Origin of the sequence: Sphingomonas lacunae, assembly GCF_012979535.1 — a bacterium.
Lineage (GTDB): Bacteria > Pseudomonadota > Alphaproteobacteria > Sphingomonadales > Sphingomonadaceae > Sphingopyxis > Sphingopyxis lacunae.
In genome coordinates, this window is record NZ_CP053015.1 from 710118 (window position 1) to 731477 (window position 21360).

The 21360-nt window shown below is 64.3% G+C and carries 17 protein-coding genes; 7 read left to right on the top strand and 10 right to left on the bottom strand.

The window, feature by feature from the left end; all coding sequences use genetic code 11:
* Nucleotides 1-150: 150 nt before the first annotated feature.
* From astD to GV829_RS03295, 7 genes are all read left to right on the top strand, one after another.
* The gene (gene astD, locus GV829_RS03265; protein WP_169943803.1) at nucleotides 151-1566 is read left to right on the top strand and encodes a succinylglutamate-semialdehyde dehydrogenase; all 1416 of its coding nucleotides are present in this window, start codon (nucleotides 151-153) and stop codon (nucleotides 1564-1566) included.
* 250 nt (nucleotides 1567-1816) lie between these two features.
* Nucleotides 1817-2617, top strand: coding sequence for a uroporphyrinogen-III C-methyltransferase (gene cobA, locus GV829_RS03270; RefSeq protein ID WP_425505436.1), 801 nt, complete (start codon nucleotides 1817-1819; stop codon nucleotides 2615-2617).
* A complete protein-coding gene (locus GV829_RS03275) occupies nucleotides 2614-2910 on the top strand; it encodes a DUF2849 domain-containing protein (RefSeq protein ID WP_169943805.1) in 297 nt (98 codons plus the stop codon). Before cobA ends, GV829_RS03275 begins: the two co-directional genes overlap by 4 nt.
* A 2-nt stretch (nucleotides 2911-2912) precedes the next feature.
* Nucleotides 2913-4544, top strand: a complete 1632-nt coding sequence (locus GV829_RS03280; protein WP_169947899.1) for a nitrite/sulfite reductase — start codon at nucleotides 2913-2915, stop codon at nucleotides 4542-4544.
* On the top strand, nucleotides 4537-4971 hold the full coding sequence (locus tag GV829_RS03285; RefSeq protein ID WP_169943806.1) for a DUF934 domain-containing protein: 435 nt from the start codon (nucleotides 4537-4539) through the stop codon (nucleotides 4969-4971). The genes GV829_RS03280 and GV829_RS03285 overlap by 8 nt, the downstream gene beginning before the upstream one ends.
* Nucleotides 4964-5776: a phosphoadenylyl-sulfate reductase gene (locus GV829_RS03290; protein WP_169943807.1), complete on the top strand. Its 813-nt coding sequence runs from the start codon at nucleotides 4964-4966 to the stop codon at nucleotides 5774-5776. Before GV829_RS03285 ends, GV829_RS03290 begins: the two co-directional genes overlap by 8 nt.
* 100 nt (nucleotides 5777-5876) lie before the next feature.
* The gene (locus tag GV829_RS03295; protein ID WP_425505437.1) at nucleotides 5877-6458 is read left to right on the top strand and encodes a peroxiredoxin; all 582 of its coding nucleotides are present in this window, start codon (nucleotides 5877-5879) and stop codon (nucleotides 6456-6458) included.
* Nucleotides 6459-6575: 117 nt separating this feature from the next.
* Here the strand turns inward: GV829_RS03295 and GV829_RS03300 are convergent, their stop codons facing one another.
* The 10 genes from GV829_RS03300 to GV829_RS03345 form a co-directional block, all read right to left on the bottom strand.
* On the bottom strand, nucleotides 6576-7469 hold the full coding sequence (locus GV829_RS03300; RefSeq protein ID WP_169943808.1) for an HNH endonuclease: 894 nt from the start codon (nucleotides 7467-7469) through the stop codon (nucleotides 6576-6578).
* 32 nt (nucleotides 7470-7501) lie between these two features.
* The gene (gene lepA, locus GV829_RS03305; RefSeq protein ID WP_169943809.1) at nucleotides 7502-9319 is read right to left on the bottom strand and encodes a translation elongation factor 4; all 1818 of its coding nucleotides are present in this window, start codon (nucleotides 9317-9319) and stop codon (nucleotides 7502-7504) included.
* A 10-nt stretch (nucleotides 9320-9329) separates the two neighbouring features.
* Nucleotides 9330-9866, bottom strand: coding sequence for an AAA family ATPase (locus GV829_RS03310; RefSeq protein ID WP_169943810.1), 537 nt, complete (start codon nucleotides 9864-9866; stop codon nucleotides 9330-9332).
* Nucleotides 9863-10504 (bottom strand): nicotinamide riboside transporter PnuC, encoded by a 642-nt coding sequence (gene pnuC / locus GV829_RS03315; protein WP_246203001.1) that lies wholly within the window; start codon nucleotides 10502-10504, stop codon nucleotides 9863-9865. Before pnuC ends, GV829_RS03310 begins: the two co-directional genes overlap by 4 nt.
* A gap of 90 nt (nucleotides 10505-10594) precedes the next feature.
* On the bottom strand, nucleotides 10595-11581 hold the full coding sequence (locus GV829_RS03320) for a phytoene/squalene synthase family protein (RefSeq protein ID WP_169943811.1): 987 nt from the start codon (nucleotides 11579-11581) through the stop codon (nucleotides 10595-10597).
* Nucleotides 11578-12159: an LOG family protein gene (locus GV829_RS03325; RefSeq protein ID WP_169943812.1), complete on the bottom strand. Its 582-nt coding sequence runs from the start codon at nucleotides 12157-12159 to the stop codon at nucleotides 11578-11580. The genes GV829_RS03320 and GV829_RS03325 overlap by 4 nt, the downstream gene beginning before the upstream one ends.
* Nucleotides 12160-12262: 103 nt before the next feature.
* On the bottom strand, nucleotides 12263-13747 hold the full coding sequence (locus GV829_RS03330; protein ID WP_169943813.1) for a phytoene desaturase: 1485 nt from the start codon (nucleotides 13745-13747) through the stop codon (nucleotides 12263-12265).
* On the bottom strand, nucleotides 13744-14931 hold the full coding sequence (gene crtY, locus GV829_RS03335; protein WP_169943814.1) for a lycopene beta-cyclase CrtY: 1188 nt from the start codon (nucleotides 14929-14931) through the stop codon (nucleotides 13744-13746). The genes GV829_RS03330 and crtY overlap by 4 nt, the downstream gene beginning before the upstream one ends.
* Before the next feature lie 25 nt (nucleotides 14932-14956).
* Nucleotides 14957-19087 (bottom strand): translocation/assembly module TamB domain-containing protein, encoded by a 4131-nt coding sequence (locus GV829_RS03340; protein WP_169943815.1) that lies wholly within the window; start codon nucleotides 19085-19087, stop codon nucleotides 14957-14959.
* Between the two features lie 20 nt (nucleotides 19088-19107).
* Nucleotides 19108-21291, bottom strand: coding sequence for an autotransporter assembly complex protein TamA (locus tag GV829_RS03345; RefSeq protein ID WP_169943816.1), 2184 nt, complete (start codon nucleotides 21289-21291; stop codon nucleotides 19108-19110).
* Nucleotides 21292-21360: the final 69 nt, after the last annotated feature.

The window sequence follows — 21360 nt, forward strand, 5'->3', positions numbered from 1 at the left end:
GGCCCACCCCATCCGGTTACCCGCGCAACAAAAATTCACCGGTGGTTTTGCCAATTTTACCTTCTCCGCTTAAGGAAGGTCGGCAAAGACGATGTTGCCAGCCACGGACCATGCCCGCATGACCGCTGACTGAGCGCTTCCGGAGTGGGCATGAGCAGCGAACTGATTTCGGTCGAACCGGCAACCGGCGCGGAATTGTGGCGCGGGACACACGGCGACGTCGATGCCGAAGTGGCCGCCGCGCGCGAGGCATGGCCGGAATGGGCGGCGCTCGCCTTTGCCAAGCGCGTTGACCTGCTGAAACGCTTTGCCGAGCGGCTCAAGGCCAATGGCGAGCCGCTGGCCGAACTGATCGCCCGCGAAACCGGCAAGCCACTGTGGGAGGCCCGGACCGAGGTCGAAAGTGTCGCCAACAAGGTCGACATTTCGATGAAATCCTATGCCGAGCGGACCGCCCAGCGGCGCAGCGAGGGCGCGATGGGCAGCCGCACCGCCGTCCGCCACAAGCCGCACGGCGTGCTGGCGGTGCTCGGCCCCTATAATTTCCCGGCGCACCTGCCCAACGGTCACATGATCCCGGCGCTGCTCGCCGGCAATGCGGTGGTGTTCAAGCCGTCGGAAAAGACCCCGGCAGTCGGCGAAATGCTGATCAACCTCTATCGCGAGGCCGGCATCCCCGAGGGTGTCGTCCGGATCGTGCAGGGCGGTCCGGAAGAGGGCAAGGCGCTGGTCGTCCACCGCGATATTGACGGGGTGCTGTTCACCGGCTCCGCCCGCGCCGGCATCGCCATCAACCGCGCGCTCGCCGCCCGGCCCGACCGCATCGTCGCGCTGGAAATGGGCGGCAACAATCCGATTGTCGCCTGGGACACGGCGGACATGACCAATGCCGCCACGCTGATCGTCCAGTCGGCCTTTCTCTCCGCCGGGCAGCGCTGTTCCAACGCCCGCCGCCTGATCGTCAAGGAAGAGCTGGCACAGCCGTTGCTCGAAGCGGTCAGGAAGCTGACCGACCGGCTGATCGTCGGTGCGCCGCATGACGAGCCACAGCCCTATATGGGCCCGGTGATCGACAATGACACCGCCGACGGGCTGATGGAGAGTTTCCTTTATCTCATCTCCAACGGCGGCACGGCAATCCGCTTCATGACCCGGCCCGACGAGCGCCTGCCGTTCCTGACGCCGGGCATCGTTGACATCACCAACATTGCCGAACGGCCCGATGTCGAACTGTTCGGTCCCCTGTTGCAAGTCGTCCGCGTCCCCGATTTCGATGCCGCCATCGCCGAGGCCAACGCCACCGCCTATGGCCTCTCCGCCTCGCTGATCGGCGGCAATGCAAAGGACTATGACACCTTCTGGGCCAATGTTCGCGCCGGGGTGATCAACTGGAACAAGCCGACCAATGGCGCCGCCTCCAACCAACCATTTGGCGGCGTCGGCCTGTCGGGCAACCACCGGCCCAGCGCCTATTATGCAGCGGATTATTGCGCCTATCCAGTGTCATCGAGCGAAGCCGACGCCCCGAGAGCGACAATCGGGATCGGGTTGGCCAACGAGTATTGAGGTATTCTCCTGCGTAGGCATGGGTCCATCACCTGATCCTGTGTTCACCGCAGCGGGCGGGGCCATGCGACAGCCTCTTGCCAGACATCAACGCAGCGCAAACCGAAAGCGCGGGAGATGGACCCCCTGTCTGCGCAGGGGGGACAGGACTTGGACGCCCTACCGACACTTCCCCTGCCAATAGTCCCGCTATCACGCCCCCAAGGACTCCTGATTTGGCTTCCCCTGCCTGCCGCGCCACATGGCCAGCATGGCAGACCTTTCTCCTCTTGAATCAGGCGCGCCGCGCATCGGCAAGGTGTGGCTGGTCGGCGCTGGTCCCGGTGCGGCGGACCTGATGACTGTGCGGGCGGCGCGGCTCGTCGCGGCGGCGGAAGTCATCGTGCATGACGGGCTGGTTGATGGCGAAGTGCTTGCCATGGCGCGGCCTGATGCGCGGCTGATCTCGGTCGCCAAGCAGCGCAGCCGCCATTCGATGGCGCAGGAGGATATCAACGCCCTGTTGGTCAGCGAGGCGCTGGCCGGGCGTGATGTCGTGCGGCTGAAGGGCGGCGATCCCTTCATTTTCGGCCGCGGCGGCGAAGAGGCGGAAGCCTGTGACGCCGCCGGTGTGCCGGTCGAGGTCGTCCCCGGGATCAGCGCCGCCATGGCCTGTGCCGCACAGGCGCAAATGCCGCTGACCCATCGTGAGAGCGCCAGCGCGGTGACCTTTGTCGCCGGCCAGTGCAAGGGTTTGACCGATCAGGACTGGTCGGGCCTTGCCGGACATGGCCGGACGCTGGTGATTTACATGGGCGTCGCCACCGCGAACGACATTGCCGACAAGCTGATCGCCGATGGCGTTGACCCTGCCCTGCCGGTGGCGGTGCTGCAATCGGGCGGGCGCTCTTCTTTCAAGGCGTATCGCAGCCTGCTCGCCGACCTTGGTGGGATGGTGGCGCGGGAACGGGTCAAGAGCCCGGCGCTGCTGGTCATCGGCGATGTCGCGCGGCGCGGCAACAGCATCGATTCCCTCAAACTCCTCAAGCAACAGGCAGATGCTCTGCAATGAAAATCATAACCGGAAATGATCTGGCCGATGGCCGGGTGACGTGGTGGACCGGCACGGGCTGGTCGTACAGCATCGCCGATGCGGTCGATGTGGGTGACGGCGCGGACGCGATCATCGCCGCCGAGGATGCCGCGCGCCGGGTCAATGCCGCCTATGTCGTCGATGCCGAGGCGACGCCCGAAGGGCCGCGCCCGCTGCACATCAAGGACCGGGTCCGCGCCGTTGGCCCGACCGTTCGCCTCGACCTGTCGCTGCGCGCCGGAGACGCCGCCGCCCAACAGTGGATCGCCTGACCATGTACCAATATGACAAATTCGACCAATCGATCGTCGATGCCCGCGTCGAGGAATTCCGCGACCAGGTGCAGCGCCGCATGGCCGGTGAGATGACCGAGGACCAGTTCAAGCCGCTGCGGCTGATGAACGGCCTCTACCTCCAGCTGCACGCCTATATGCTGCGCGTTGCCATTCCCTATGGCACGCTGAACAGCCGGCAGATGCGGATGCTGGCGCATATCGCGCGCAAATATGACAAGGATTACGGGCACTTCACCACCCGCCAGAATATCCAGTACAACTGGATCAAGCTGGAGGACGCGCCCGACATCCTCGCTGACCTGGCCAGTGTCGAGATGCATGCCATCCAGACCAGCGGCAATTGCATCCGCAACATCAGTTCCGACCAGTTCGCCGGAGCCGCCAAGGATGAGCTGACCGATCCGCGCCCCTGGGCCGAATTGCTGCGCCAATGGTCAAGCTTCCACCCCGAGTTCAGCTATCTGCCGCGCAAGTTCAAGATTGCGGTGATCGCGGCGGAGGAAGACCGGGCGGCGATGCGGCTGCACGACATCGGCATCCGCATTGTCGAACGCGACGGGGTGCACGGCGCAGAGGTTTATGTGGGTGGCGGCATGGGCCGCACGCCGATGATCGCCCCGCTGATTGGCGAGTTTGTCCCGCTCGAGGACCTGCTGAGCTATGTCGAGGCGTGCCTGCGCGTCTACAACCGCTATGGCCGCCGCGACAATGCGTACAAGGCGCGTATCAAGATCCTGATCCACGAGCTGGGCGCGGACACGTACAAGGCCGAAGTGGCGGAGGAATTCGCCCATGTGAAGACGCTGGGCATCGACCCGCCGCGTGCGGAGTTTGATCGCATCGCCGCCTTCTTCGCCGGGCCCGATCTGACGCCCGAGCCCGACATCCACATCGACAACAGCGACCCGGCGTTCCTCGCCTGGCTGCAGCAGAACACCGTCGATCACAAGGTGATGGGCTATTCGGTGGTCACCGTCAGCCTGAAAGCTGTCGGCGAGATTCCGGGCGATGCGTCATCGGCGCAAATCGACGTGCTGGCCGACCTCGCCGAGCAATACAGCCAGGACGAGCTGCGCGTGACCCACGCCCAGAACATTGTCCTGCCGCATGTCTTCATCGGTGATCTGCGCAAGGTTTATGACGCGCTGGTCGCGGCGGGCCTGGCCTCGGCCAATGTCGATCTGGTCAGCGATATCATCGCCTGCCCCGGCCTCGATTATTGCAGCCTCGCCAACGCCCGCTCGATCCCGGTCGCGCAGAAGATCGCGCAGCGCTTTGCCGATGCCGAGCGCCAGCGCGACATTGGCGAGCTGAAGCTCAAGATTTCGGGCTGCATCAACGCCTGTGGCCACCACCACGCGGGCCACATCGGCATCCTTGGCGTCGACCGCAAGGGCACCGAAAATTACCAGCTGCTGCTCGGCGGATCGGGCGCGGAGGATGTGTCGATCGGCAAGATCATGGGGCCGGGCTTTGACGAGGATGGCGTTGTCGATGCCGTCGAAAAGGTCGTCGAACGCTATCGCGACATCCGCAACGAGGGCGAACGCTTCCTCGACACCTATCGCCGCGTCGGCATGGAACCTTTCAAGGAGGCGGTCTATGGTTGACCTCGTCACCACATTGTTTTTCCGTGACGAAGCGCCGGTGAGCGCGCCGGTCGTGGCGCTGGCCGATTTCCTCGGCACCACCAATGCCACCGCCGTCCGGATCGAGCCCGCCGATGATGCGCGCGCGCTGTTGCCGCATCTGGACCGGATCGCGCTGGTCGAGGTCGCCTTTCCGGCATTCCGCGACGGGCGCGGCTATTCGTCGGCCCGCATACTGCGCGAGGCGGGTTACAAGGGTGAGCTGCGCGCCGAGGGCGATGTGCTGACCGATCAGGTGCCGCTGATGGTGCGCTGTGGCTTTGACAGCTTTGCCCCGCGTGCGCCGATCGATGCCGAGGCGGTCAGCCGTGCGCTCAACCGTTTCCCGCATGTCTATCAGGCAGCGGCCGACGCCAATGCGCCGGTGTGGAAGCATCGTCATGGCTGACCCGGCGCTGACGACGGACGCCAAGGCGGCGGTGCGTGCGGTCGACCGGATCGACCTGCCGCCGCGCGCCACCGCGCACGACGTCATCCGCCTCAACAACATGCATCGCGGCAGCGCGCCGCAGGATGTGCTCAGGGCAGTGCTGGTTGACCGGCTGGCTGGTGAAATCGCCCTCGTCTCCAGCTTTGGCGCCGAAAGCGCGATCCTGCTCGACCTTGTCGCGCGGATCGACCCGTCAACGCCGGTGCTGTTCCTCGACACCGGCAAGCATTTCCCCGAAACGCTGGCCTATCGCGACACGCTGGTGGCGCATATCGGCCTCACCAACTTCATCACCATCCACCCCGACGCGGCGGAGCTGGCGACACAGGACGACAAGGGTCTGCGCTGGTCCTATGACCCCGACGGCTGTTGCGAGATCCGCAAGGTGCGGCCGCTCGAAAGGGCGCTGGCCGGCTATGACGCGACGATCAGCGGGCGCAAGGCATTCCAGTCGGCGACCCGGGCCAACCTGCCGCACTTCGAGATTGATGGCGACACGGCGCGGCTCAAGGTCAATCCGCTGGCGAGCTGGACCAAGGCCGAGCTTGACGCCTATGTCGCCGAGCGCGGGCTGCCGCCGCATCCGCTGGTGGCACAGGGTTACCCCTCGATCGGCTGCGCGCCCTGCACGTCCAAAGTGCAACCGGGCGAGGACCCGCGCGCCGGGCGCTGGCGCGGCTGGGACAAGACCGAATGCGGCCTGCACGGCGAAGTCACCCCCCTGCCCCCCGCGCCCGACGGCAGCGAAGACCCGGTGTTCTGACGGAGCCTTCGCGGACAGGCTGTCACGGCTGAGGGCAGACAGCCAGGGTGCGACGCGCTAAGGCCATCGCAAACGCCCATTTTGCGAGGAGCCCCCGTCCATGCGCCTTTCCACCCTGATCCGCCGCCCGATGGCCCTGTCGCTCGCCGCCGCGCTGGCGATGACCGGCGCCGCTCTCGCCTCAGCCTCCCCCGCATCAGCAACGCTGGCGCAAGGACAGCGCGCGCCCGATTTTTCCGCCCCCGGCGCACAGGGCGGCCGCCGCATGACGGTCAGCCTGCGCAATGCGCTGCGCCGCGGGCCGGTGGTGCTCTATTTCTTCCCGCGCGCCTTCACTTCGGGCTGCACCATCGAAAGCCGCGCCTTTGCCGAGGCGATGCCGCAATTCCGCGCCGCCGGCGCGACGGTGATCGGCATGTCGGGCGATGATGTCGACACGCTCGCCCGTTTCTCGACCGAGGAATGCCGCAGCGCCTTTCCCATGGCGTCGGCCAGCGCCGAGATCATCAGCGGCTATGACGTGTCGCTGCGCCCCGGCATGACGACGCGCACCAGCTATGTCATCGCGCGCGATGGCACCATCGCCATGGTCCATAATGACATGAACCCCAACGACCATGTCCGCGAAACGCTCGCCGCCGTGCAGCGGCTGCAGGCAGCGGCACGCCCGCGCCGCCGCTGATCGGGCGACCGGCATGCCCGGCAGTAATGAAAGCGGCGATAATGCCGGAGATGGCGGCATAGCATTCGAGCGGTCCATTCATGCGCGGGGTAACGTATGAGGGGGGAGCGGGATGCCTCACCCCTTGAAGCAATTCTCACGATGCCATTGCAGGAAGCGGGGATGCGGACGCATGTAGGCTTCAATCGGCACCTTAGCCCTGCCTGACTGGTTGATAAGTTGCCGGATGCCGTCCTTATCGTTGACGCCGCGAGACACGAGGATCTCAAGGTCATCAGTCAATGACAGCAAACCCCGGTCGAACATCCAATGCACAGTTCCAGACAAAGCGATGCCATTGTTCACAATGTCCGGACCGTTGTGCTCGACAGGCCTGATGTGGGCCGCCTCAGCTTCAGCGCGACCACCGCCATTGATGAATTTCAGGCCAGTGAATGCGCAGGTGCTGTCGTAAGCTTGGAGCACCTTGCTGCGGAACACGCGGTCGCGAACGACACGGTTGGTCAGCAGCGGCACCCGGTCTCGTTCCTGTTCGAATAGAAAAGGTGCCGCCTCTTCTCTCACTTGGTGAGCAGCGTAGCTGCCCGTACGTGGCAACAGCTCGTCTTGATCGAGCAGGCCCCTGGAGACAATTCGGTTGAAGTCAGCGTCTGAAATGGGGCGCATCGCGGACTGTGCTCGGCCGGAAATTCTGCCTTCGCCATTTAGGACGCCTCGTTCAGGGTAACCGTCAACGTCGCGAAAAGGCACCTCGCGATCAAAGTCCAGATAAGTACCCGGCTCGATCATGGCTATGAACATATCGTCCAGCGTTGGGTCGGGAATGATCTGCTGGACCCGCGCAACCGCATGATAACCCCGCTTGCCAGCCTTTGTCGGCTCCAGATAGATGATCCAGTCGCCAACACATTGACTTGCACGCGACAGATAAGACGATGGAAACTGATAGTGGCTGTCAGGCTGGTCCTGATAAATCGAATCGCTTCGATGCAGAAATACGCCTTTGGTCATTTCCCAATGTTATCGGCAATGACGGTTGGACGCTACTCCTCCCCCATCCGCAACGCCGCGATAAAGGCCTCTTGCGGGATGTTGACGTTGCCATATTCCCGCATCTTCTTTTTGCCTTCTTTCTGCTTTTCCAGCAGCTTCTTTTTGCGGGTGATGTCGCCGCCATAGCATTTGGCGGTGACGTCCTTGCGCATGGCGGCAATGGTTTCGCGGGCGATCACCTTGCCGCCGATCGCGGCCTGGATCGGGATTTTGAACAGGTGGCGGGGGATCAGGTCCTTGAGCCGTTCGCACATGCCGCGGCCGCGGCTTTCGGCGCTGCCGCGGTGGACGATCATCGACAGGGCGTCGACCGGATCGCCATTGACCATGATGCTCATCTTGACGAGGTCACCGGGGCGGTGGCCGATTTGGTGATAGTCAAAGCTGGCGTAACCGCGGCTGATGCTTTTCAGCCGGTCATAGAAATCGAACACCACTTCGTTGAGCGGCAGTTCATAGACGACCTGTGCACGGCCACCGACATAGGTCAGCTGTTTCTGGATGCCGCGCCGGTCCTGACACAGTTTCAGTATGGAGCCGAGATATTCGTCGGGGCAATAGATGGTCGCCTCGATCCACGGCTCCTCAATCTCCTCGATCCGGTTCGGGTCGGGCATGTCGGCCGGATTGTGGAGCTCAATCTCCTTGGCATCCTCATTCTTGGATTTGCCGAGTTTCAGCTTGTACACCACTGACGGCGCAGTGGTGATGAGGTCGAGGTCATATTCGCGGGTGAGCCGCTCCTGGATGATCTCAAGGTGCAACAGGCCGAGGAAGCCACAGCGGAAGCCAAAGCCGAGCGCAGCGGAGCTTTCCATCTCGAACGAGAAGCTGGCATCGTTGAGGCGCAGCTTGCTGATGCTTTCGCGCAATTTCTCGAAATCGGCGGCGTCGGTCGGGAACAGGCCGCAGAAGACGACCGGCTGCACTTCCTTGAAGCCGGGCAGCGGCGCGTCGGCGGGGCGCTTGGCATCGGTGATGGTGTCACCGACGCGGGCCTGTGCGACGTCCTTGATCTGGGCGGTGATGAAGCCGATTTCGCCCGGTCCCAGTTCAGGGAGATGCTCGATCTTGGGCGTCATGCAGCCAACCCGGTCAATGAGGTGGGTGGTGCCCGCCTGCATGAACTTGATCTGCTGGCCCTTTTTGATGACGCCATTCATCACCCGGACGAGGATGACGACGCCGAGATAGGGGTCGTACCAGCTGTCGACCAGCATGGCGGTCAGCGGCGCCTCACGGTCGCCCTTGGGCGGCGGGATGCGGGTAACAATGGCTTCGAGCGTCTCGGCAATGCCGATGCCTGACTTGGCGCTGGCCAGCACGGCATCGTCGGCGGGCAGGCCGATGATATCCTCTATTTCCGCCTTGACCTTGTCGACGTCCGCCGCCGGCAGGTCGATCTTGTTGATTACCGGCACAATTTCATGGTCATGCTCGATCGACTGATACACGTTGGCGAGCGTCTGTGCCTCTACCCCCTGCGCCGCATCGACGACGAGCAGCGCGCCTTCGCAGGCGGCGAGGCTGCGCGACACTTCATAAGCGAAATCGACGTGGCCCGGCGTGTCCATCAGGTTGAGCTGATAGGTCTGCCCGTCCTTGGCGGTGTAGGACAGGCGCACGGTCTGCGCCTTGATGGTGATGCCGCGTTCCTTCTCGATATCCATGTTATCGAGGACCTGGCTCGTCATTTCGCGTTCGGTCAGGCCACCAGTTTGCTGGATGAGCCGGTCAGCCAGCGTCGACTTGCCATGGTCGATGTGCGCGATGATCGAGAAATTGCGGATGAGTGAAAGGTCAGTCATGACGGCGCCGTTAGCAGGGCGGCGGGCGACTGTCATCCACCGTGGTGGCGAGGGCCGCAAGGGCACTGTGCAAGCGCGCCTTCCCCTCACCGGCGACAGGGAGCCAGCGAAGCCCGCGCCGGTCAAGTTCGGCGATCATGGCTGCCCGGAATGCGTCCCGCGCCGCCGGGTCGCGCTGCACGCGCACCCCGTCATCCTCCCACGGCAGATCATTGGCGAGGACGAGGTAGAGATCGGCCGCCACCGGGCCATCGGCATACCAGCCATCGACCGCTTCACCCGACAGGCCGGCCCAGACGGCGGTAACCACCGCATCGGTATCAGCAATCACCAATGGCGCGCCAAGCAGCGCATCGCGGATCAACCGGTCCTGTTCGCGGGCGACGTGGAGCAATTGTGCAGCGGACAGGTCATTGCCATGACGGGCGCAATAGTCGCGGGCATATTCATCGACCCATGGCACAGCGAAATGCGCTGCCAGCGCGGCGGCCAACGCGCTTTTGCCAGTGCTTTCCGCCCCGGCGATGACAATCAGCCCCCTGTTCATGCGAGCGGGTCAGCAGGGCGCGAACGCGCCTCCTCCTCCGCCCGCAGCCACTGGACGAGGCCGATGATGCTGAGAATCAGGAACAGGACATAAAGGCCCGCCGTCAGGCCAAGCCCGCGATTGGCATAGAGGCTGATGGCAAAGGCATCGACGATGATCCAGCCGACCCAATTTTCGATGGCTCGGCGGGTGAGCAGAATTTGCGAGGCGATGCTGCCCATCGCGACCGCAGCGTCCCACCAGGGTGCGGCGGCGTCAGTAAAGCGGTGCATCCCCCAGCCCCAGACGAGTGTGGCCACTATGGTGCCGCCTACCCAGGCCGCGCGTTCGGCATTGGAGAGGCGCTGCACCTCGATCGGGCCGTCCATGCCGCCAGCGCGATGCCAGACAATCCACCCCCACGCCTGCACGGCGAGGAAAAAGATTTGCAAGAGCATGTCCGAATAGAGGCGGGCCTCCCGGAAAATCTCGAAATAGAGCAGCACCATGACCATCCCGACCGGGAAGTTCCAGATGCTGCGGCGGACGAGCAGGATGATGTTGGCGACACCCAGACAAACGGCAGTCACTTCCATCCAGTTCGCGAGAAGTGTCGCAGGCAGCGTGCCGAACCAGGCCGTCAGCGTGTCGATATCCATGCTGTTCCCCGCTCCCTGTCCGTCAGCTTATGCGCTGTTGCCCCTGCGATAGACTGGCCGCGATGGCAGGTCGATAGCCAAAGCCTCGCCTCAATCGCGCGGCCGGGTCCACAGGCCGGTGCGGCTCAGCGCTTCGGGCGACGGGGGTGGGGGCCGCAAAGCGTGCCAGGCGGCACGGGCGATATGCGCCAGCTTCTCGCCCTTGCTGGTGCTGATGCGATGGTCCCAGGCATGGTCCCCCGCCGCATGCACCTTGCGGGCGATGTCGCCATAGATGCCGGCGGCCGACAGAATGGCCCAGCGCGAGCGCAGCGGCAGGCGGGCCGCACCGATCCGCGCGCTCGCCTCATACATGTCGACAAATTCGGCCAGCCATTTGGCGATGATGGCAATGCGGTGCCGCCATGCCGGGTGCATGTGCGCGCCGGGCGGAATGTCCATTTCAACCAGCCACTCCTCCGGCAGGTAACAACGGTCCGCCGCCGCATCCTCCGCCACGTCGCGGGCAATATTGGCCAGCTGGAAGGCAAGGCCAAGGTCGCAAGCGCGGTCCAGCGTGTCCTCGTCCGCCGGATCGACGCCCATGACAACCGCCATCATGCAGCCAACCGAGCCGGCGACGTTCCAGCAATAGCTGAACAGGTCGGCCTCCGAGCGGGGATACCAGCCGGCGGCATCACGATCAAAACCCTGCAACAGCGCGTCGGCAAAGCGGCGCGGAACAGGGCATTCCAGCAGGAGCACACCTAGACAGTCGAAGGCCGGGTTGCCGGTCGGCTCCCCGGCGTAGGCGAGATCGGTCAGTCGGTGGATTTCGCCGACCCGCTCAAGCGCTTCGGTGTCGGTGGGCAGATCATCAATCGCCATGCCGCCGCTGACGCGCATCTCCCCGCCATGATCCTGCCCATCGGCAATATCGTCACAGGCGCGGCACCAGGCATAGAGCAATTGCGCGCGATCACGGGTACGCGAGTCGAACAACTGGCTGGCCGCGCCAAAACTTTTGGAACCGCGCGCAATGCTCTCCCGGGCAAAGGCGACGAGGGCCGCCCGGTCATAGGCGGCAGGCGCACTCACAGATCGTCGGCCTTCATCGCAAAGATAGTCCGGTGCGGCACATATCGGCTCATTGCGTCGAGCAGTGCTTCCAGCTCCCGCTCGACAATCATGATGCCGCTGTGCGCCGGGCGGACAAAGCCGACATTCGCCATATGGTGATAAAATGTGACGAGATGATCGTAGAAACCGCCGCTGTTGAGCAAGCCGACAGGTTTCTGGTGATAGCCCAACTGTGCCCAGCTGATCGCTTCCCACAGTTCATCCATCGTGCCGACGCCGCCGGGCAAGGTGACGAACCCGTCGCTAAGGTCTGTGAACGCCTTTTTGCGTTCATGCATGCCGGGGACAACATGCAGTTCGGTGCAGCCGCGATGGGCGACTTCGGCGCCGACCAGTGCTTCGGGGATAACGCCGATCACTTCACCGCCCGCTTCGAGCGCGGCATCCGCCACCGCGCCCATCAGCCCCAGCCGCCCGCCGCCATAGACAACGCCAATCCCCCGCTCGGCGAGCGTGCGGCCAACCAGCGCGGCGGTTTCGACATAAGCGGGGTCAGCGGGCGTGGCAGAGCCACAATAGACGGCAAGGCGTTTCAAGGGAAAGCTTTCGGATTGCTTGATCTCAAGCGCTCTTACCGGTGACGGCCGTTTTGCGAAAGGGGACATCAACGTCCCCTCTCAGCCAGCAGCGAAAGATAGCCTAGGCCAGATCCGCAATCATCAGCCCCGCCGTCGCCTTGGCGCTCCCCACCACGCCGGGGATGCCGGCACCGGGGTGTGTGCCCGCACCGACAAAATAGAGGTTCGACAGCACATCATCACGGTTGTGCGTGCGGAACCAGGCGCTTTGCGTCAGCAGCGGTTCAAGGCTGAAGGCGCTGCCGAGATGCGCTTTCAGATCAACACCGAAATCGGCCGGGGTGTAGTGGAACTGGGTCACCACCTTGTCGTGGATATCAGCTATGCCCATGCGCGCGCCCACCTCATCAATGATGCTGCGGGCAAAGGCTGCACCCTGCGTCTCCCAGTCGATCTTGAGCTTGCCCATATGGCCGACCGGCGCGAGTGCATAGAAGGTCGAATGGCCTTCGGGCGCCATGCCCTTGTCGGTCGCGGTCGGGTGGTGGAGGTAGAGCGAGAAGTCGGGGGGCAGCACGCCATTGTCGTATATATCGTCGAGCAGGCCCTTGTAGCGCGGGCCAAAGATGATGCTGTGGTGGGCAATGTCGGGATAGTCGCCCTTAAGTCCGAAGTGGACGACGAACAGCGAAGGAGAGAAACGCTTGCGTGCCAGTGCCTTGGCTGCCTTCCTGCCGCGCTCCGATGTGCCGAGCAGGTCACGATAGCTGTGCATGATGTCGGCATTGGTGGCGACTGCATCCGCTGTCGCACTCCAGCCGCTTTGCGTCACCACGCCGGTCACGCGGTCGCCCGAGGTGGTGATTTCACGCACCGGATCGGCGAGGCGCAACACGCCGCCAAGCCTCTCGAAATGGCGCACCATGCCGGCGATAAGCGCATTGGTGCCGCCACGCGCGAACCAGACGCCGCCATCCTTTTCGAGCTTGTGGATCAGGGCATAAATGGCGCTGGTCTTCATCGGATTGCCACCGACCAGCAGCGTGTGGAAGCTGAACGCCTGCCGCAGCCGCTCATCCTTCACATAGGAAGAGACGATCGAATAGACGCTGCGCCAGGCCTGATATTTGGCAAGCGCCGGCGCGGCGCGGATCATGCTGGCAAAGTCGAGGAACGGCACCGCGCCGAGCTTCACATAGCCTTCCTCATGAACACCTGCGCTATAGTCGAGGAACTTGTCATACCCCGCGACATCATCCGGGTTCAGCCGGGCGATGCCGGCGCGCAAGGCGGCATCATCATTAGAATAGTCGAGTGACGAACCATCGGGCCAGTTGAGATGGTAGAATGGCATGACCGGCATCAGCTCGACGTCCTGTGCCATGTCGGCCCCCGACAGTGCCCAAAGCTCGCTGAGGCAGGGCGGATCGGTGATCACTGTCGGTCCGGCGTCAAAGGTGAAGCCATCCTGTTTCCAGTGATAGGCCCGGCCACCCGGCTTGTCGCGGGCCTCGACGACGGTGGTGGCAATGCCTGCCGATTGCAGGCGGATGGCGAGTGCCAGCCCGCCAAAGCCCGATCCGATAACGATCGCTGTCTTGTTCATAAATTGTCCGATGACCCGCCGCGCAGGATAGCGCGTACCGCAGCCGTTATGGGGACGGGCGGGCGGCCCGACAAGAGGCGGATGCGGTCGCGCCAGCCGGTTTTTCCGGCATAGAAACGTTCGATCAGGCCAGGCGAGAGGCGATAGAAGCGTTCCAGCACACGATAGCGCTGATCCGGCTCCGCCGCGTCGAACAGCATCGTGTCGAGCAACCGGTAAAATCCGCCGCGCCGCCAATTGTCCGCTGCCATGGCCCTCAGGCGGCTGGCCAGCGTTTCGGGTGTCGGATCGCGGGCAATTGCCAGCGCGACCGCGACCGCCTGTGGCAGCGAATAGCCGGTGGTCGCGTGGAACAGGGTGGCCCGCACCCCGGCGCGCGCAACAGCATCCTGCAAAGGCCATGCCCGGTCAAAGTCGCCGCCCGAGACGACCGGCAGCACGCCGCTCTCCTCGCGTTCGACCGCCGCAATCTGCCAGCCCTTTGCGGCGGCATAGTCGGCGATCCGGGCAGCGAGCGCGCCGTGGTCCAGGTCGGACGTGTCGCTGTAATAGGTGTCCTCGACAAACAGCCGATCTGGCCCGAACGGCAGGACATAGACAAAACGATAGCCATCAATCTGTTCGACCGTCGCATCCATGACGATTGGGCGGGTCAGGCCATGTGGCGCCGAGAGGTGCAGCATCTGGCCGACAAATTTCTGCCAGCCGCCGCGATAGGCAGCAACCTCTGGCCCGGCACCGCGCGCGTCGATCACCGCGGCCGCCTCGATCTGCTGCCCATCGGCGAGGGTGACGCTGGTCGGCGTCAGACCTGTGACCGCGACACCGGTGCGCCCGCGCGCGCCAAGCACGTGGCGCAATTCGGCATCCAGCCTCTCCCCCGTCAGGCTGGCATAGCCGGTCGCGAGCGTGCGGCTGTGCGCCGGAAAGGCGACATCATAACCATCCCATCGCGCCGCGATCAGCGGTTCGAGCAGCGCCGCACCATCGCCCGACACATCGCTGGCGAAAAAGGACCAGACATGATTGCCGCCAAAATGTTCACCGCCATCGACCAGCTCGACATGCAGCTGTGGCTGCCAGCGGGCGAGGGCCAGCGCAATCAATCCGCCCGCAAGCCCACCGCCGACAATGACAATGTCTGCGCGGTTGGGCCGCATCGGTGGGGAATCACTGGCGCTCATCGGCGGTGCCATAGCAGCGGGCTGATCAATAGTCGCGCTTCACCCTCAGATTGACGCTTTCCTGACCGATGGTCGACACGCTGCCCAGCAAGGCAAGCCAGCGGGTGATCTGATATTCTATGCGCGTCGCGCTATAGCCCTGCCCGTCGGTTATGATCTCGACGAACACCCGGCGCGTCACATATTTGCCCGCCGCGACACTGGTGCCACTGCCCAGTTCGGTGTTTGCAGGCAGGATGCGCAACCGGTCCAGCCCGGTCGCCCGACGGATAGCGTTGATCGGATCGAGCCCGTCGCCGCCGCTGCGCAGCGAAGCCAGCGCGACGCCCAGCTGGGCCGCTTCGGTGACCGAAATGTCGGTGATGGACGCGCCGAACAGGATACGGGACAGCAGTTCATCCTCGGGCAGTTGCGGATTGGACGCAAAGGTGATTTCAGGTCTCAGGCCCGTGCCGCGTACCCGGATGCTCGCATCAATGCCGGCAATGTCGTCGACCGCAACAATATCCAGAACCGGGTCAACGGGGGTCGAGCCGGTAAAACGGATGGTGCCGCTTTCCAGCTCGAACCGGCGACCGGCAAAATTATAGTCACCCCGCACCAGATTGGCGACGCCGGTAATGGCGAAATTCTCCACATTGCCGCGTACTGCTATATCGGTGGACCATTCGCTTTCTAGACCCAAGCCGGTGACGATAAAGCCGTTGCGGCCGCGCACCTGCAAATCGAGCCGCCAGGGCGCCATCGCCACCCGTGGCACCGGCCGATCCGCCGGCGCGTTGATTTCGACCACATTGATCACCGGCAGGGCCTCTGCTTCGGTCGCCCGGCCGAGCCGGAAGCTGCCGCGATTGAGGGTCAAGCGACCCGAAACAAGGCCGCCCGTGCCATCGCTGGCGATGCGCACCGGTCCGGTAACACGCGCGACCAGATCGTCACGTTGAACCAGCAAGGCATTGTTGGCATCCAGCCGGAGGTCGATGGCAAAGCCGCGTGCGGCGGCCAGATCAAAGTCGCCGCCACCGGTTATGGTGCCGCCGCCGGGTGTCTGGCCGCTGATGTTGCGCAGTTGCAGGCGCGAACCATCAAAGCGGCCAACCGCACTGATGCCGGTGACGATGGTGCCGGTCTGATAGCTTTCAAAGCGGGCGTTCCGGGCGCGCACCACCCCACGGATGCTTGGGTCAGCCAGCGTTCCGCCGATGTCGGCCGCCAGTTCGAGCGGTCCCGAAAGGGCGAGCGTTTCGATGCCGGTCAGTCGCCACAGGGTCCCGGCCTCGCCCGTATAGCGCGCCTGCGCAAACAGCGGTGCCCGGGCGATTCGATCAATCAGATTCCCGCCGTCGGCGAGGGGAGAGACGCGCCCTTGCACCCGGCCCAATACCGTGCCGCCCCGCCGCACCACGGCTCGCGCGGCAAAGCTGCTCTCAGAGAGGGCGGCATTGAGCGCGACATCCACCGGTGCCGAGCTTTCCGTCAGGCCCGATCGCGAAAGGCCGATCAGTCGTAACTGCGCTTCCCCGGTCGGCGCCGCGCCATCTGCCTGGTAGATCAGACGGCCACTCGCACGCCCACCCAGACCGAGATCGGGCCAGGCGACATTGAGCAGCGACAACGGCAGGTTGTCGAGCGAAGCCTCCCCGTCGACAGCGCCATCCTCGAACCTGCCGGAGAGCCGCACCCGACCACCACCATAGCTCAGTTCGCTCGATTCCAGTCGCCAGCCAGCGCCGTCGCGATGAATGATCACCGGCCGGGCAAGTCGGATAGCCTGCCGGTCCAGCGTGCCCTGGCCACGCACTATTGTCCGGTTGCGGCCAACCTGTGCAGTAAGCTGCAGGCTGAAATCGCGCCCCCGCGCGCCCGCCAGACTGGCCCGCACCATGCCCGCGCCATCGACCAGCCGGGCATTGCCGGCAATGCGGGCAATCGACAGCGCACCACGTTGCAGGCCGCTGCCCTGAAAGGTTGCGTCAATATCCGTCCCGCGCGGATCAAGGAGGATGACGGCATTGACTTGTCCCCGCCGGATCAGAATCGGCGGAGGTCCCGCGAAGCGGGCGTCGCGGGCGGTCAGATTGGCCACCATGCGCTGGATACCGTCGGGCACCGAGAGGATGATGCTGCCGTCCAGCCCGCCGCCGGCCACCAGCAATTGACCGGCGAGGCCACCATTGGCCACCGCCAGTCGTCCGCGTGCCGTGGTGCCGCCGACGGCCAGTCCCTGCATGTCGATGACGGCACCCAGATTGGCCGGAAGCAAAATCTGGCCCCGCGCCTCAAACGGTCCGAGCAGGGAACCGCCATCAGCGACAAAGTCGAAACCGGTCGCTGCCGGCACCAGGTTGAGCGTGACATCCGACAATTGCGCCGCCGGCAAGGGTCTGGGCAAGCGGACGGTGAGGCGCGGCCGGTCAATCGCTCCATCAAGCGAGATGGTTGCCGGGCCGTAACTGCGGTGCGCACCCGCGCCACTCAGCTGGAATGTGCCATCGGCACGGCGCAGCCCCGATCCGGTGAGCGTCAGCAGGGGCGATGTGATGCGCACATTGTCGAACCGCAGGATGCCATCAGGACCCAGCCGGATGCCACTCGACGCTGTCGGCAAGCCACCGGTCAGACCACGCAGAAAGCCATTGTCGAGACGCCGCAGGGCCGCCCTGGCGGATCCGGTGAGGGTAAAGCCGCCACCCTGGGCGCGACGCGCATCCAACCGGGAGGCAAGATCAACCCTGCCCAAACCGCGCACTTCCAGCCCGGGCAGCGTGCCATCAAAGCCGAGCGCATAGTCCCCACGGCGCAGATTGGCGAGCAGGGTGAAGCGCCCGTCCAGCCCATCGGACCGTACCCGCAGCAGATCGGACGTCACAATCCCGTCGCGCACCGCCAAAACACCATCAGCCTCGAGATTGCGCACAATGCCTTCGGCCAGAGGACCAAGGCCCGTGGCGGAAGCCATGCTGAGGTTGACTGGAACCTGCATGACCGTTCGATTTCCGGCGCCTTCCCCCCTGGCTTCCAGGCCGGACAGCCGGACGCGTCCAAAGGAAAGCCACGGCGCAGTCAGCCGATACCGGAAACGCGGGGCCTGAAAGCCACCGTCGAGCAACAGGGCGAGCTGCATATTCTGTCCGGCCATCCCCTCCAGCACCGCCGATGGCTGGCGCAACCAGCCATCAATCCGCATCGCCGCGAACCGATTCCTGCCAAGGTCAAGCTGACCTTCGCTGTCCAAACGCAACCCCTCTGCCACCAGCGCCAATCGGCCGTCCCAGCGGCGATCGGCAAAGGTGCCGGCCGCATCCAGTGCGACGCCCCCGGCAGTCAGCCGCTGAACCACACCGCCCGCGATCAGGTCGGGGCGCAACCGGCCGGTGGCCGTGTAGCGACCATTGGTTGCGCCCAATACCAGCCGTGCCACTGCAGCATCGCCGCTGTCCGCCAACAAGGCACCGCGCCAGTTCCGCCAGTCGCCCTTGCCGCGGATCACGCCGGTCAGGTCCCGGTCGAGCCCTGCCATCGTTGCCAGAACTCCACCGCGTGGCGCGACAATGTCCGCATCCACATCAAAGTCGCCCCGGTCCGGAGCTGCGATCAACGCCAGCCGCAAACGGTCGCCGCCATCGATCAGTCGGGAGTCCAGCAGAACATCGGCATTGCCTGACCTTATGTCGGCCCGGCCATCCATGGTGGCGACGCGCCGCGCCCCGGCAACACCCGCGGCGATGGTCAGACGGTCAACCTTCGCCTGACCGATCACGATATCAAAATCCGGCAGGATCGGTTGGTCGGGCGGCCCGGGCCGCAGCTTTGGCAAGCGGCTGAGCTCAGCATCAGGAATGTGCAGCCGGTCAATCGTCAACCGGCCGCGCCAGAGATAGTCCAGCGGATGCCAGTCTATCCGCGCTTCACGGACGGTCAGAAACTGGCCGCCGGGGTCCGAAAATCGCAGGTCGCGTACCACCGGTTGCCGCCAGAGCGAACCTTCGATCCGCCCGACGCGGATCTTGAGACCGCTTTCAGGGGACAGGTTCTCGATGCGATCGGCGATGAAGCGATGCCCCGCCGAACTGTTCAGTATGACAAGTCCTGCCAAGAGGAAGATCGTCAATCCGGCCAGCGCAAACGCCAGCCATCTGGCGATGCGAACAGTCAAGGATCGCCGTGCCGCCCCCATCAGAAAGCCTGCCCCAGTGACACATAGACGCCTATGCGGCTATCACCCTGTTGCGGATTGACAGGGGTGCCGATGTCGACGCGGATCGGCCCGAAATTGCTGTGGTAGCGTACACCAATACCGGCACCGACGCGCAGATTGCCGATGCCTGGCAGGCTGCTGTCGGAAATGTTGCCGGCATCGATGAACGGCACCACGGCAAAGGGACCGATGCGGATGCGGGCTTCGGTTGCCACTTCCAACAGGCTTTTGCCGCCAATCGGGTCGCCATTGATGTCGCGCGGCCCGACCTGTTGATAGCCATAGCCGCGCACCGAACTGCCACCACCTGCATAATAGCGGCGTGACGGAGCGATGGCGCTGGCCGGCGCCCCCCAGATGGTGCCGAGCCTGATTCGCCCGGCAAGCACCACATTTTGACCTGCGGGATGGTAATAGCTGCCATCCAACTGCCCGCGGACATAGCCAAATGCCTGCCCGCGGAACGACAGTTCGGGCGCCACCCGTGCGCTCAGGCGAAAGCCGCGGGTCGGATCGAGCAGATCATTCGACCGGTCATAGGTGACCACACCGTTGAGCCCGCCGATGAAATAGTCCCGCTCGACATCGGCATTGCGCAAAACGTCAAAGCCCCGTTCACGTGTCGCGATCAATTCGGTGCCCAGCGACCAGGTCCAGCGCTTCTGGAATATCAGGGTTGAGGTCCGTTCCCAACGCGCGGAAACTTGCGCGGTCTGTGCGTCAAAGGCGACGCGGGTCAGGTTGCTCGCCAATGCCTGCAAAGTCAGCACCCGGTCGCGGCGGCGGAAATTGTTGCGGCGAAACGTCACTGCGCCAAGCTGTTCCTGCGTGCCGAGAACGCCGCGCAGGATCAACGCGCCTTCGGGCGGGAACAGGTTGCGATGTTCCCAGCTGGCTTCCGTCCGCAACCCCTCACCGGTGCTGTAACCGATTCCGCCAGCGACTGTCCGCAACGGCCCCGGCGTCAGTTGCACCCGGGTATCGACCCGCTCCCCGTCCCCGCTGTCCACAGCGGCAATGTTGACCGACGCAACCAAACCGGTGGCGATCAGGGCACGGCGCAAATCTTCCAGATCGGAAGCGCGATACCATTGGCCAGGGTCGAACCGGGCAATCTGCTGGATGTGCCGGGCACCCAACAGGCCGCCGTCCTCGGCAATCACCCTGCCAAACCGCAGTCGCGGCCCCGGTGCCACAGGCTGATCGAGAACGCCGCTGCGCCGATCATGATCTATGGTCACCAACTCTTCGCCTACCCGACCAAAAGGGTAGCCATTTTCGGCCATTTCAGATGCGAGCGTCGCCTGCGCCTTGATGATCGCATCGGCAATGATCGCCTCTCCGGGATCAATACCGTAGGTGGGCGCCATTCGCGCGGCTTCTTGTGGCCCGGCATCTTCAAGCCCGGTCAGATTGACCGCCGAATAAACATAGCGCGGACCCGGCTGGAGCGAGAAAAGGATAAGGACGCGCTCTCCGTCGCGCCGCATTTCGGACACCAGGTTGGCGTCGTAAAAGCCCTCGTTGCGCACCATCTGGTCGAGCAAGGCGGTATCTTCCTCAATCCGCCGGTTGATCTGGGCACCATTGGCGGGCTGACCTTCGCCCTGCCTCAGGACCGAAAGGCCGTCAAAACGGGCAACAATCCGGCGGGAGGGAATGACTTCAAAGCCTTCGAGACGGACAGAATAGCGCACCGCTTCAGTGCTGGTGATGTCCATCAGCGCATCTGGCTCGCCCGCCGCAAACGCACCGAGGCCGGCTGGCCCTTGGGCCACCATTTCGCGATCGGCACCGTCAGTCGGTGACAGGACAGGGTCAGCGTCCCCCGCGGCAAGGCCGGTGGGGACCTCAACCGGGCCGCCCGCCGGATCCATGCCCGCAGCACTATCATCCTCCGCCTCGCCGGATGAGAGCAGTTCGAGCGGCGGCAGGGCGGGCAGCGGTGGCATTGGCGAATCAAGGTCAGGCCAGTCAACGCCAATATCCGGCATCGGTGCGAGGGGCGCATCCGGATCAAGCGCCGAAAAATCGCCATCATCGGCAATGGGAGGCAAGGGCGGCAGCACCTCCCCCTCCCCTTCACCAGGCTGTTCCTGGGCCTGCAGCACTGCCGCCTGCGACGCGAGCAGACAGGCCGACAGCGGAAGCAAAAGGCGCAAGACGGGGGGCACGTGACGGGGGCTGGGCACTGAACAGGCTGACCGCAATTGAAACCCGCCGGAAAGAGC

Bases quoted from the DNA above. Each gene is read 5' to 3' on its own strand.
- crtY (WP_169943814.1), bottom strand. From the start codon at position 14,931: ATGAGCGCCAGTGATTCCCCACCGATGCGGCCCAACCGCGCAGACATT.
- GV829_RS03275 (WP_169943805.1), top strand. From the start codon at position 2,614: ATGAAAATCATAACCGGAAATGATCTGGCCGATGGCCGGGTGACGTGG.
- GV829_RS03280 (WP_169947899.1), top strand. From the start codon at position 2,913: ATGTACCAATATGACAAATTCGACCAATCGATCGTCGATGCCCGCGTC.
- GV829_RS03290 (WP_169943807.1), top strand. From the start codon at position 4,964: ATGGCTGACCCGGCGCTGACGACGGACGCCAAGGCGGCGGTGCGTGCG.
- GV829_RS03300 (WP_169943808.1), bottom strand. From the start codon at position 7,469: ATGACCAAAGGCGTATTTCTGCATCGAAGCGATTCGATTTATCAGGAC.
- GV829_RS03285 (WP_169943806.1), top strand. From the start codon at position 4,537: ATGGTTGACCTCGTCACCACATTGTTTTTCCGTGACGAAGCGCCGGTG.
- GV829_RS03295 (WP_425505437.1), top strand. From the start codon at position 5,877: ATGCGCCTTTCCACCCTGATCCGCCGCCCGATGGCCCTGTCGCTCGCC.
- astD (WP_169943803.1), top strand. From the start codon at position 151: ATGAGCAGCGAACTGATTTCGGTCGAACCGGCAACCGGCGCGGAATTG.
- cobA (WP_425505436.1), top strand. From the start codon at position 1,817: ATGGCAGACCTTTCTCCTCTTGAATCAGGCGCGCCGCGCATCGGCAAG.
- pnuC (WP_246203001.1), bottom strand. From the start codon at position 10,504: ATGGATATCGACACGCTGACGGCCTGGTTCGGCACGCTGCCTGCGACA.
- GV829_RS03310 (WP_169943810.1), bottom strand. From the start codon at position 9,866: ATGAACAGGGGGCTGATTGTCATCGCCGGGGCGGAAAGCACTGGCAAA.
- lepA (WP_169943809.1), bottom strand. From the start codon at position 9,319: ATGACTGACCTTTCACTCATCCGCAATTTCTCGATCATCGCGCACATC.
- GV829_RS03330 (WP_169943813.1), bottom strand. From the start codon at position 13,747: ATGAACAAGACAGCGATCGTTATCGGATCGGGCTTTGGCGGGCTGGCA.